12 protein-coding genes are annotated in these 11,943 nt (G+C 49.9%); 6 read left to right on the forward strand and 6 right to left on the reverse strand.

Annotation, left to right across the window (positions count from 1 at the left end):
- Positions 1 to 127: 127 nt before the first annotated feature.
- The 6 genes from H6570_13940 to H6570_13965 all read right to left on the reverse strand — a co-directional run bounded on the left by H6570_13940 (position 128) and on the right by H6570_13965 (position 6,561).
- Positions 128 to 3,436 (reverse strand): glycosyl hydrolase, encoded by a 3,309-nt coding sequence (locus tag H6570_13940; GenBank protein MCB9320379.1) that lies wholly within the window; start codon positions 3,434 to 3,436, stop codon positions 128 to 130.
- Between the two features lie 167 nt (positions 3,437 to 3,603).
- Positions 3,604 to 4,113, reverse strand: a complete 510-nt coding sequence (locus H6570_13945) for a heme-binding domain-containing protein (protein MCB9320380.1) — start codon at positions 4,111 to 4,113, stop codon at positions 3,604 to 3,606.
- A 61-nt stretch (positions 4,114 to 4,174) separates the two neighbouring features.
- Positions 4,175 to 4,705 carry a GNAT family N-acetyltransferase gene (locus H6570_13950; GenBank protein MCB9320381.1) on the reverse strand — a complete coding sequence of 177 codons (531 nt, stop codon included), beginning with the start codon at positions 4,703 to 4,705 and terminating at the stop codon, positions 4,175 to 4,177.
- A 47-nt stretch (positions 4,706 to 4,752) separates the two neighbouring features.
- Positions 4,753 to 5,136 (reverse strand): VOC family protein, encoded by a 384-nt coding sequence (locus H6570_13955; GenBank protein MCB9320382.1) that lies wholly within the window; start codon positions 5,134 to 5,136, stop codon positions 4,753 to 4,755.
- 9 nt (positions 5,137 to 5,145) lie between these two features.
- The gene (locus H6570_13960; GenBank protein MCB9320383.1) at positions 5,146 to 5,910 is read right to left on the reverse strand and encodes a hypothetical protein; all 765 of its coding nucleotides are present in this window, start codon (positions 5,908 to 5,910) and stop codon (positions 5,146 to 5,148) included.
- Positions 5,911 to 5,943: 33 nt separating this feature from the next.
- Positions 5,944 to 6,561, reverse strand: a complete 618-nt coding sequence (locus H6570_13965; protein ID MCB9320384.1) for a GyrI-like domain-containing protein — start codon at positions 6,559 to 6,561, stop codon at positions 5,944 to 5,946.
- A gap of 197 nt (positions 6,562 to 6,758) precedes the next feature.
- Between H6570_13965 and H6570_13970 the strand changes: the two genes are divergently transcribed.
- The 6 genes from H6570_13970 to H6570_13995 all read left to right on the forward strand — a co-directional run bounded on the left by H6570_13970 (position 6,759) and on the right by H6570_13995 (position 11,841).
- A complete protein-coding gene (locus tag H6570_13970) occupies positions 6,759 to 7,199 on the forward strand; it encodes a VOC family protein (protein MCB9320385.1) in 441 nt (146 codons plus the stop codon).
- Between the two features lie 129 nt (positions 7,200 to 7,328).
- Positions 7,329 to 7,883 (forward strand): LemA family protein, encoded by a 555-nt coding sequence (locus H6570_13975; protein ID MCB9320386.1) that lies wholly within the window; start codon positions 7,329 to 7,331, stop codon positions 7,881 to 7,883.
- Between the two features lie 69 nt (positions 7,884 to 7,952).
- The gene (locus H6570_13980) at positions 7,953 to 9,686 is read left to right on the forward strand and encodes a DUF2207 domain-containing protein (protein MCB9320387.1); all 1,734 of its coding nucleotides are present in this window, start codon (positions 7,953 to 7,955) and stop codon (positions 9,684 to 9,686) included.
- A 69-nt stretch (positions 9,687 to 9,755) separates the two neighbouring features.
- Positions 9,756 to 10,223: a nuclear transport factor 2 family protein gene (locus H6570_13985; protein ID MCB9320388.1), complete on the forward strand. Its 468-nt coding sequence runs from the start codon at positions 9,756 to 9,758 to the stop codon at positions 10,221 to 10,223.
- A gap of 14 nt (positions 10,224 to 10,237) precedes the next feature.
- Positions 10,238 to 10,720, forward strand: a complete 483-nt coding sequence (locus H6570_13990) for a YdeI/OmpD-associated family protein (GenBank protein ID MCB9320389.1) — start codon at positions 10,238 to 10,240, stop codon at positions 10,718 to 10,720.
- Positions 10,721 to 10,875: 155 nt separating this feature from the next.
- Positions 10,876 to 11,841, forward strand: a complete 966-nt coding sequence (locus H6570_13995; GenBank protein ID MCB9320390.1) for a dienelactone hydrolase family protein — start codon at positions 10,876 to 10,878, stop codon at positions 11,839 to 11,841.
- The last annotated feature ends 102 nt before the right edge of the window (positions 11,842 to 11,943 follow it).

The raw sequence follows: 11,943 nt of genomic DNA on the forward strand, positions 1-11,943 counted from the left end.
GGATTAACCATTATTCACAGCTAAATGGTATATAGGCAGTTGCTGGGGAGGCATATATCACCAGGCATAAAAAAAGGAGGTGCAGGTTTTACTGCATCTCCTTTTCAATGTACGGTCAGAATTCCGTTTATCTGTTCTGAGTCGCTCCTTCAATCATGGGAGCTCCTGCTGCCATCAGTTGTTTTTCCAATGCGTTTTCCTGATTAACGACCTCCTTCAGTTGAGCCTGGAAGGCTGTTAATTTATCCCGGGCTATGCGCATGCTTTGCAGGTGCATTTCGGTAGGACCGTAGGTGGTCATACCTCCCCGGAAGGCGGTAAACATATAATCGCGGATCGTAGGATCCATTTTTTCTCCAATTTCTTCCTGCGGTCCATTTGCATTGAATTTGGTGTCCATGTCCAGGATCTGCTGTTTGAGGTCAAAGATGGACTTATAGATTCCGGGTACCTCTTTCTGGGTACGTCCAGCAGCCGTTTCCATCGCCATGATCCGGTTTTTGGCCTGGTCAAGGTCATTACCCGTGTTGGTGACATCCGCCATCAACTGAGCAATATCGTTTGCAAATTTCTTGATCTCGGCATCCGATTTTCGAGGCAAAGCGCCATCCCAGAGCGCTTTTACTTCAAACGATTCCGGTCCGGCCAGGGTCTTGATTTCGCCATCTTTCTCCATGGCCATGCTGACGGTATAACTTCCAGGAGTAGCCATGATGCCTCCTCCCCTGCGGAAGAATCCACCACCACCAGCTCCACCACGACGCTGTTCAAGCGGGATCGGGTTTTTGGATAACGTACTCAAATCCCAATTGACCCGGTTGATGCCTTTTTTAGGCCTTTCCGAAAAGCGTTGTACGATATTACCCTGGGCATCCTTGATGGTAAACCACAACTGTGCCCCTTCTTCCCTCTTTTCCGCCGTCACCTTATCCCATCCCGGGAAAGCAATGTCCTTATCGGCCTTGGCCAAATCTTTCTCAGCTTTTTGGCGATCTGCTTTCATGGTTGAAGGAACATCTTTCAGGTAATAGGTAAACACCGCACCGAAATCGGGATTTGGTGCTTCATAACGCGTAGCGCCCTGATCGTTGACAACAGAACGCTGACGGAACCATAAGGCTGGACGACCGGTGTACAGCGCTGCATCCTGATCCATGGTGGCCGGAGTCAGGTCACGCAGAAAACCGTAATCATCAAGGATGAAGAAACCGCGGCCAAAGGAAGCAGCCACCAGATCATTTTCTTCCGGCTGAATGGCCAGGTCACGGAATGAGATGGTAGGCAGGCCACCTTTCAGGCTGACCCATTCCTGTCCGCCATTCAGGGAGCAATAAATTCCAAATTCCGTTGCCAGGAACAGCAGGTCTTTTTTTACCGGATCCTGCACCAACCGCCACGTGAGAGTGCGCTCCGGCAGATTGTTTACCAGTGAGCTCCAGGTCTTGCCCATATCCGTACTCTTGGCCACATAGGGATGATAGTCGCCGTATTTGTGATTATCGAGACAAACATAGACGGTATTGGCGTCGAACAAGTCCGCCTTGATGTCATTGACAAATGCTGTTGCCGGAACTCCGGGTAAAGCACTCACGTCAATGCGGGTCCAGGTTTTACCTCCATCCTGAGTCGCCTGGATGATACCATCGTCGGTACCGGCATACAGGATGTTACCATCTACTGCCGATTCTGCAATGGAAGCAATGGTATTGTAATTGGACATCGCGAGGACGTCCCAGGGAGCATCCCAGCTTTGCTTCTTACCCATGATCTCCAGCTCCATGCGGTTTTCATTTTTAGTCAGATCCCCGGAAATCGGGGTCCAGCTGTCTCCGCGATCATTGGAGCGCCACATACGTTGTGATGCAAAATACAACCGTGCCGGGTCGTGGCTGCTCACGACGATGGGTGCATCCCAGTTGAATCGTTCGAAGGGCTCACCTTCGGCTGGCTGGGGCTGGATGTAAACTTGTTCGCCGGTGATGCGATCGATACGGTGCATACCACCTTCCTGTGTTTCGGCGTAACCAATATTAGGATTACCCGGTTCGGTCGCCGACTGATAGCCGTCCGCACCCAGGGTGATGTACCAGTCTGCATTTCGAATTCCCTGCCGGGTGTCGGTACGGGAAGGACCGCCGTGGCTACCATTATCCTGCGTTCCACCGAACACGTGGTAGAATGGCTTCTTATTATCCACCGCTACTTTGTAATACTGGGTGATGGGCAAATTGCCGAAGAACCTCCAGTTGTCCGCCAGGTCGAAGCTTTCCCACAGGCCACCATCACAACCTACCAGCAAGTAGTTGGGATCATCGGCACGGAATGCCATGGCATGGTTATCGGAGTGTTTATCGTTTTCGCTTAACGTACGGAAGGTCTTGCCTCCGTCATCAGAAACCTGAATGCGTACATCCATCAGATATACGCGGTCAAATGCATGCGGGCTGGCATATAGTTCCTGATAATAGTGTGGTCCGGTACCACCCGAGACGGCGTCCGACATTTTTTTCCAGGAAGCGCCCCGGTCATCCGAACGCCAAAATCCGCCGGTACGACGATCAAGTTCGATGTCGGTATACACTACATCCGGGTTTTGGGGAGAAATAGCCAGGCAAATCTTACCCATGTTGCCTTTTGGCAGGCCATTGGTCAATTTACTCCAGGTCTTGCCACCATCCGTACTCAGATGGATGGCCGACTCCGGCCCACCACTCATAAAGGATGCAATGGTGCGCTGATGCTGCCAGGTAGCCGCATACAAACGGTCCGGATCCCGGGGATCCATCACGAGATCAGTAACTCCGGTAAAGGCGTCGTCACCCAGCGTCTTGGTCCAGGTGGTCCCTCCGTCCTCGGATACGTATAATCCCCGCTCGCCTCCTGAACTCCATAACGGACCCTGGGAAGCAACCCAGATCTTATTGGGATTATGTGGATGGACGATGATCTTGGCAATGTGCTCGGAAGCTTTTAATCCCATGTTCTTCCAGGTATTGCCTCCGTCGGTACTCCGGTACACACCGTCACCAAAACCAATGTGACGGCCACCGTCATTTTCGCCGGTGCCTAACCAGATCACATCCGGATTATTCGGATCAAGGGTGATGCAACCGATCGAGTAAGATCCTTCGTGATCGAAGATCGGGGTAAAGGTAACGCCGGCATTCTCGGTCTTCCATACGCCGCCGGAAGCCACTGCTACATACCAGATATTATCATTATTCGGATGGATAGCCAGGTCGACAATCCGGCCTGATGTAAAAGCAGGGCCAATGTTGCGCCATTTTAGTCCTGACAAAGTCTGATCATTGATCGCTGACTGGGCTTTCTTCTCCGTCATCGGAGCTGCCGCCGCATCACGCGATCGTGGTCGTTGCGCCCAAATACTGGTAACCATTAGGGCAACCAGGGGCAGCATAATCCATAGTTTTTTCATTGTGAAGCGTTTTAAATAAACGAATTGGCTAATGACAATAAAAGTACAACAAATAGAATCTTTAGATCACTTCACAGTCGGTCTGCAGTCTTATAGAAATGTTAATACTTTGCCCGGACCGAAAGGCTCGGCATGAAGTATGCTTCGTGGTAGGTAGGAGCCGGCAATTATTGTCCGGGAGGCGGATTCCTCCTGGGCATGACCAGACTGTCCGGCGGATATTGGGCCTTTAGCTGATCCATCTGATCATGAGCCCAGTTGATTAGTGTCTGCCGTTGTGCATCCGATAATTTGGCATCCGGATGCAGCCCCAGATAGGTGTAGGACGGCAGGGGCATTTCCTTCTTTTCGAGCATCTCGGCGGTCTCTTCCAGCTTGTGATTCTGGAAAGCAATGCGACGGTTGGTGAAGCTGGAAAAATTCAAGTGCCGTTTTCCATCATTCACATGGTTAGCCAACCACCAGGCCACCGGTTGGACACTGGCATACCAGGGATACCGGGTGTAATTACTGTGGCAGTCGTTGCAGGCTCCCTTAAGCAAACCTTTGATTTCGGCAGGCACGGTGTATTTTGTTTCCAGTCCGTAGGTTTCATCACCGGACAAATTCCGCTCCGGGCGAAAAAATTGAATGATGACAAAAAGTGCGAGCAGTCCTATCAATATCTTCTTGACCATATGGCTGATTTTTGCTTGTTACGATGCCTTAATTTAAGGCATAATTCTTTTACCTGGGCATTCAGTCTGAAAATGATGCATGATCCACCATGATCTGCCATCCATAACGGTAACAAAATGCAGTGCTGCCATCCCGGTTCGTTAACCAGGTTTCTTCCATTCTTTGACCTCCAATCCGTTCATAAAACCGGATCGCACGTTCATTGGCAGCAAGAACCCATAAATAATATGGCAATCCGGGGTGCCGGTCATTCAGCCTCTTCCGGGCCAGTTCCATCAACTGCTGCCCTACTCCGGCACGCTGGTATTCCGGGGCTACGTGCAAATTGTCGATCAGACTTCCGTAAACCGGATCCGCCTGCTCGTAAAGGCACATCAGGCCAATGATCCGTCCTTCCGATTCTGCGACCAGGCAATACTGGTTGGACGACGGTTCTGACAGGCGTCTCGTCCATTCCTGTCGCCGGTCCTCCAGCACAGGTCCATCCAGATAGGCATCGCTGAAACTGCCCCGGTAGTGCAGCTGCCAGCTCCTGGCATGTAGATTTCCTATTGCGGCGGCATCGCTTTGTACTGCTTCTCTGAAAACCATCAATCGTCCATTATCAGGTCCTGTGCATCCTCAAATAACACACGCTGTTATTTGGGTTGGATCAGATCCCATTTGTTGCCATAAAGATCACGAAAAACAACCACCAATCCATAGGCTTCCTCACGGGGCGTCTCCACAAATTCGACCCCACGCTCAAGCCACTGATGATAATCCCGCAGGAGATCATCGGTGTGCAGGAATAGAAACACCCGGCCTCCGGTCTGGTTGCCGATCGCCTCCTGCTCACGGGCGTTTTTAGCTTTAGCCAGTAATAACCGGCTGGCGCTGCCTTTGGGCGCAACCACCACCCAGCGCTTGCCGCCTCCCATACCGGTATCTTCGATCAGGTCAAAACCAAGGTTACCGGTATAGTACGAAATTGCTTCATCGTAATCCTTTACGACCAGCGTAACCATCATCAATTGCTGCATAACCAGATGTTAAAATTCAATTTTACCGAGGAATGACAAAGCATTGGTTCCGTTATGATAGCCGGCGAAATCATACCGGTTTCCATCGTTTTGCCACCGTAAAGCCAGCGTTTCACCAGCCAGGGTTTCCCGTTGATAATTAATGGAAATGGAGCGGGGATAATGATCCAGCCAAAAATCCAGGGGTAATACATTACACATGAAATCCAGGTACTTGGTTGCGGTGACGTGCTTATTCAGATCGTAATCGGAATAGGCCGTCGAAATTTCCCTGAAATGCACCGGATGCTGTGGTGCTGCCAGCTTATCCGGAGCTTGTCGCAGGGCCGACCGGTCCCGCAATTGCGAAAAATAATTTTCTGACCGCCCGGAGACGGTTGTCGGCCTTTTGCGATCCAGATCGATGGCCAACCAGGCTGAGGTGGCCAGTGCAAAAACATTTCCCTCGTCATCCCGGGCTATAAAATCCCGTAAATAAAGTAATCCCTGGACATCCTTGGGCCACGTCTCAATGGTAATGGTCGATGGCCATTGAGGTGAGGCCTGAATTTCCATGGTTATCCGGCTGAGAACCCAGAAAAGTTTTTGCTGGCGCAGACCGGCGAATCCAAATCCCAGCTGATCCGCAGAACGGATTGCAGCCTGGATGAATAAATTTTCAAGAGCGCCAGGCCTGAGCCGCCCCAGTAGATCAGCATCGGCTGAGGTGATTCCGGCCTCCATATGGAGGATCAATTCTTCCGGTCCAGGGATGTCCCGATTATTCTCAAACATGATCCAAGTTAATGATTGCCTGCCGTTTCGGCACTACGGCTTAATCATTGGCTGGCGGATGATGGTCTTTAATTTTTCCGGTGCACTCCTTCGCGGGTCACCCAGATAAATCTCCCGGTGACGGCTATGCAACCGGAATCCCTGCCGGAAGATAAATTCATGCAAGGCCTGTATCGTCGGGCCTTCATCCGCATAGGGTCCAATGTATAAGGTTTGTGCGGCCAGCCCGTCTTCGATGTGGCCAAAATGTAATTTCGACAAAGCCGGCAGATCTTTCCTCTTTCCTGCTGCTGCTATGGCTTCATCAACCATTTCGGCCGTGATACAGTCAGGTTGAAGGATCATCATCGCCCACTTCCAGTGATCCTTGTTAGCAACGGTAAATTCATTCATGTCATCCATCCACCATTGCCCTTCCAGTGGCATGACACCATAATCGATAGCCAGCGGGCCTTTCTTCACGGCAAACTTCAAGGTGTAGGCAACCGAGTAAAGCGCTTCAATCGCCTGGATGTACTCCGGTGAGGTGTTCGGATTACCCTGGCCATAAACAATAAGGTAAGGCAGATCGGGAACTTCAACGATTTCAAATTTGCCCTTGCCCGGTGCATAGAATTCTGCATACTTTTTCTTGAGATCGACCTTTTCCATGGGTTCCGTAATTTTAATGCCCTAATTCGTACTAAGGTAGCCTGCTAAATGCGGAATTCACAGGTATGGAGGTCATGCTACAGAATGATAAGCACCGATAAATCTTCTGTGTCACACACCTTGACCCCTTATCTCTAAACTTACACCCGGATTGTTTTGGCCATTTCCAGGCCTTTCATTTAATTTTAAGAAAAAACATGGCGCGAGTAAGCACTTATCTCAATTTCCCCAATCAAACCGAAGCAGCATTCTTATTTTATAGATCCGTTTTTAACACCGGTTTTGGTGGACAGGGCATCATGCGCTTTGGCGAAATGCCTGCACCGGAAGGCACACCACCGATGAGTGATGCGGTCAAAAAACTGGTGATACACGTGGAATTGCCCATTCTGGGCGGGCATGTCCTGATGGGAACCGACGCACCACCTGAAATGGGATTCGCACTGACCGCCGGCGACAATGTCCATATCAACCTGGAACCCGATACCCGCGCAGAGACACAACGACTGTTTGATGCACTTGCCGAGGGGGGTAAGGTTTCGCAGCAACTCAGTGAACAGTTCTGGGGTGGATTCTTTGGGAGCCTGCAGGATAAGTTTGGCATCCACTGGATGTTTAACTGTAATGCCAGGGAATAAATAACGGTCACTGCGACCGGACAGGCTCTGTTAATCGATGGTTCACCGCTACTGATCGAACATCCTGACGGTAAGCAAGCGCACAGACAGGAAGATTCGTATTTTAGTGGAAAATCAAAACCACAAACCATGGGAATACTAACAGTCCTCATCATTGTAGCCGTTATCATCGTCTTTTATGCCGTAGGCTTGTACAATAAATTTGTCCGCAAACGCAGCATGATGGAAGAAGGCTGGAGCGGGATCGACGTCCAGTTGAAGAAAAGACATGACCTGATCCCGAATCTGGTTGAAACGGTAAAGGGATATGCCAAGCACGAGCAAGGCACACTTGAAAAAGTCATCCAGGCCCGTAACAGCGCATTAAAAGCAGAAGGCGTCAAAGCACAGACACAGGCGGAAAATCAACTGAATTCTGCATTAGCGAACGTATTCGCACTCAGCGAATCGTACCCGGACCTGAAAGCCAACACCACCTTTATCCAGCTCCAGCAGGAGCTGTCCAATGTGGAAAACGACCTGGAAAAGGCAAGACGTTATTACAATGCCACCGTGCGTGAAAACAACATCATGGTTGAGTCATTTCCCAGCAACCTGATCGCCAATACGTTCAATTTCCGTCAGGGTGAATTCTTCGAGATTGAAGAACCCAGCGAAAGAGCAACACCACAGGTGAAGTTCTAATGATCGCTGCCAGCGTTTGAATACTTATAGGTATTGAGGGACACATAACCCCTCACCAAAACAATTGCAATGGAAGGCTTTCCAATGTCCCGGAGATTATTTTCCCGCCAATGGCCACGGATGGTCACAGCTGTATTATTGGTCCTGTCAGGCTTGTCATCTGTCTTCAGCCAAACGGAAAAAATCTTTAGCTACGATGTTCAGATAGACATTCATACCGACCGGTCTATTGTAGTAACAGAATATATCGATGTCTATGTCAATGGGGATAAGATCCAGCGAGGGATCACAAGAAGTTTGCCGCCCAGGCGTAATCTGAATGGGCATTCCATGCGGATGCACTACAAAATCCTCAAAGTCGAGAAGGATCATCAACCCGAACCTTACCATACCAGTTCCGGAGAGAATGGCCTGATGCTTTACCTCGGTCAGCAGGATGTCTTCCTGGACCCGGGCCGGTACCTCTATATGATCCAGTACGAAGTAGACGATCAGATCGGTTTCTTTGAAGATTACGATGAGCTGTACTGGAATGCCGTGGGTAATGACGTGGAATTCCCGGTGGAACAGGCATCCTGCCGCATCTACTTACCGCAGGGTACCAATATGATCCAGCAAGCAGCCTACACCGGCGGATATGGGATCCAGCAGCAGGATTATACTTTCAACGATGATGGCACTGCATTGGATTTCCGGTTAACCCGCGGTCTAAACCCTACTGAAGGTTTTACCGTTGCCGTTGGGTTTACCAAAGGGATTGTAGATCAACCCGGCATTCTAAACCGGATCGGGACCCTTTTACTGATCATTCTGGGTTCAATTTTCCTGTTACCCTATTATGTGTACACCTGGTGGAAGTACGGGCAAGATCCACCAACGCCGGCTTCCTATCCGCTCTGGGATTCGCCGAATAAGCTGTCAGCTGCATCTGTGGGATACATTCGTAAGGAAAAGCATGACAGCAAGAGCTTCACCGCCTCTGTCATTCATCTTGCTGTGAAAGGGTATCTAAGGATCGAAGAAGTGGAGGAATCGGGATTCTTCTCGAAGTCAAAGCATTTTGACCTGATAAAAATCAAAAATGACGATGGCTCCCTGCCCGGTGAGGAAGCGACCATTTTACGCGATTTATTTGCCTTAGAGGACCGGGTGAGCATCCGGAAAAAATACAACCCCATCGTGGAAGAAACCTTCCAGAGTCACCGGGGATCATTGGTAGCACAACACCGTACATTTATCCGGGAAGGGAACAATCTTAAATTCCTGGCCATCCCAATCCTGTCAACGATTGGTATATTCGGATTGGGCATCATCCTGCTGATTAACAGCGCCTATGCAACACCTGCCAATATCACCGCTCTGGTGGCATTTGGGATCATCTCATTCATCGCGCTTTTAGTCTATGGTTATCTGATCAAGAAGCCAACACCCGCAAAGCTGGATCTTCAGTCCCGTATCGACGGTTTTAAAATGTATCTGGAACTCGCTGAAAAAGACCGGTTGGCTCTCCTCAATCCTCCCGACATGACACCCGACCATTTTGAGGCATGCCTGCCTTATGCTTTTGCACTTGGCGTGGAGCACTCCTGGTCAGAGAAATTTAAGACCATCCTGGAACAGGCGAATTATCATCCGCAATGGAATAACAGTCCCAGCACCATCTATTTTGCCGATCACTTCGGACAGGATTTCTCGCAGAGCGTAGCCAGTGCGGCTACCAAACCTTCCGATTCCGGCAGTGGAAGCGGCGGCGGGGGATTCTCCGGCGGCGGCGGAGGCGGCGGTGGCGTCGGAGGCTGGTAAGCACCACTGGCATCACATCATTCATACGAAACAAGAATTATGAAGTACCTATTGAAGCCTATCTTTTTCATGGCACTGCTATGTCTTATATCTGCTTGTTCTGGAAGTAAAACCATGGCGTATCAGCTGACCAAAAACTATCACCCGGATGACCCGGTACTCTACGATACCATCGTGAAATTAGATAAAGAATTTTTTGACGCCTACAATACCTGTGCAGACAATCTGGATAAATATGCTTCATTCTATGCCGGGAATCTGGAGTTCTACCACGATCAGGGGGGCCTTTCCACCTCCAAAGCGGAGGTCGTTGATGGAACGAAAAGAAATATCTGTGGCAAGGTAACCCGCGAACTGGTACCTGGCAGCATTGAAGTATATCCCATACCCGGATTCGGCGCCATTGAATACGGATTGCACAAATTCCACAACAACCAGAATCCGCCCGGCACCAAATCCCATGCCGGTCGCTTCACGGTCGTCTGGAGACACGATCCCGACGGCTGGAAAATAGCCAGGGTGATCAGCCTGCATTAAATCGATCAATCCGGATGCACACCTTTAAGGCCACTCTCGAAATAATAGGGATCAATCCTTATGTCCATGTTCCTGCCGATGTACTCGAGGCCCTATTTGAGGCCGCAGGAAAAGATCGTGGCCCGATTCCCATCCTGGGAACGGTTAATAACCGACCTTACCGGCAAACACTGGTCAAATACAGCGGCGCCTGGAGGCTTTACATCAATATGACCATGCTACCCAAATCGCCGGAACGTATCGGGGAATCCATTCACCTGACCATCGCATTCGATCCGGCTGACCGGTCCCCAGCCATGCACCCTACCCTCCAGAAAGCACTGGATGGGCACCCGGAAGCGAAGACGGTTTTTGATGCCATGTCCCCTTCCAGACAACAGGAGATCGTTCGCTACATTGCCAATTTGAAATCAGAAACCTCTGTCAGTAAAAATGTCCACAGGGCTTTGGATTTTTTAATGGGAAATGGCCGGTTTGCCGGGAGGGATAAACCCTGACGGGGTCATCCACTACCTCTAAATACTTCAATTTGGTACAACTTCTGCTATTCCTGCGTGAATGCATATCCGGTCAAAAAAATATAAGCTCCGGATTAATCCTTTTACATTTAGAGGTGTCTAACCGCCATCACCAACAAATTAAGATCAGAGCAATGAAGCAACTTTCCGGACATGGTATTTATTTATTGCTGATATGGCTGCTTGGAATAAGCATTCTGACCGGAACCTCCGGATGCCAGCGAAATGAAGTCACACCTGCTGAAATTCAGTATGGCAAGAACCGGTTTACCACGGATGTGGATGGTTATACGCGGGAGTATTACGTCCATGTCCCGGCTGGTTACAACGCCAAAAATGCACTCCCTGTGGTTTTTATGTTGCACGGCACCAGTGGCGACGGCGAAAAATTCTACAATATTTCAGGGTGGAAAGAAGTCGGGGAGCAGGAGGACATCCTGACCGTATTTCCTTCGTCCTGGCATCATTGCATTGTAGAGGATGGAGAGGTATTGAATACTACCAAATGGAATATTTATCCTGGAGCGTTCACCTATTGTCCCGGAGAGCAACCCCTGGATGACATTAAATTTCTGCGCCAGGTGATCTCTGAAATGGAAGACCGCTATACGGTCGATGAAAAACGTATTTACCTGGTAGGATTCTCCAATGGTGGCCAGATGGCATTTCGCTGTGCTGTGGAGATGAGTGATGTCCTGGCGGCGGTTGTGCATTGCTCAGCCGGAATTCCCCGGGACACCGTCTTCGAACCGAAGCGAAATCTGCCGATTTCCTTTCAGCTCGGCAATGAGGATGATCGCTTTTTCACTCAACCGGTGCCTCTGAGTGGCTTTTCTGCAGGTCTGGAAACGATCCCTATCTTCAAAGACATCAAGGCCACCGAAATCGCCACTTTTGGCTACGCCGACACCTATACTCTTTCGGGTGACACGACCAGAGTTGAGGTGGCCACCTTCCCCAGTCTTGAGGCTGGAGGCAACCGGGAATTCAATATGGCTCTAATTGAGGGCCTAGGCCATGCGTACCCTAACGGGACCAATCACTGGTTGCATGGAGCGGAGGTACACTGGCAGTGGCTGCGACAGTATTCCTTGCCCTGAATTCTGCGTCCTTTTTTGCGCTCGGGATTTCTGTCCACAGCTCACTCAGGGATCAGTCCTCTGTGGATTTTTCCTGGCCCAAAAACATTTTTGAAGCTGATT

Source organism: Lewinellaceae bacterium (assembly GCA_020636135.1).
GTDB lineage: Bacteria > Bacteroidota > Bacteroidia > Chitinophagales > Saprospiraceae > JAGQXC01.

What these genes read in the sequence shown, in the direction of transcription:
- H6570_13940 (MCB9320379.1), bottom strand. Translation starts at nt 3,436, where the DNA reads ATGAAAAAACTATGGATTATGCTGCCCCTGGTTGCCCTAATGGTTACC.
- H6570_13945 (MCB9320380.1), bottom strand. Translation starts at nt 4,113, where the DNA reads ATGGTCAAGAAGATATTGATAGGACTGCTCGCACTTTTTGTCATCATT.
- H6570_13950 (MCB9320381.1), bottom strand. Translation starts at nt 4,705, where the DNA reads ATGGTTTTCAGAGAAGCAGTACAAAGCGATGCCGCCGCAATAGGAAAT.
- H6570_13955 (MCB9320382.1), bottom strand. Translation starts at nt 5,136, where the DNA reads ATGCAGCAATTGATGATGGTTACGCTGGTCGTAAAGGATTACGATGAA.
- H6570_13960 (MCB9320383.1), bottom strand. Translation starts at nt 5,910, where the DNA reads ATGTTTGAGAATAATCGGGACATCCCTGGACCGGAAGAATTGATCCTC.
- H6570_13965 (MCB9320384.1), bottom strand. Translation starts at nt 6,561, where the DNA reads ATGGAAAAGGTCGATCTCAAGAAAAAGTATGCAGAATTCTATGCACCG.
- H6570_13970 (MCB9320385.1), top strand. Translation starts at nt 6,759, where the DNA reads ATGGCGCGAGTAAGCACTTATCTCAATTTCCCCAATCAAACCGAAGCA.
- H6570_13975 (MCB9320386.1), top strand. Translation starts at nt 7,329, where the DNA reads ATGGGAATACTAACAGTCCTCATCATTGTAGCCGTTATCATCGTCTTT.
- H6570_13980 (MCB9320387.1), top strand. Translation starts at nt 7,953, where the DNA reads ATGGAAGGCTTTCCAATGTCCCGGAGATTATTTTCCCGCCAATGGCCA.
- H6570_13985 (MCB9320388.1), top strand. Translation starts at nt 9,756, where the DNA reads ATGGCACTGCTATGTCTTATATCTGCTTGTTCTGGAAGTAAAACCATG.
- H6570_13990 (MCB9320389.1), top strand. Translation starts at nt 10,238, where the DNA reads ATGCACACCTTTAAGGCCACTCTCGAAATAATAGGGATCAATCCTTAT.
- H6570_13995 (MCB9320390.1), top strand. Translation starts at nt 10,876, where the DNA reads ATGAAGCAACTTTCCGGACATGGTATTTATTTATTGCTGATATGGCTG.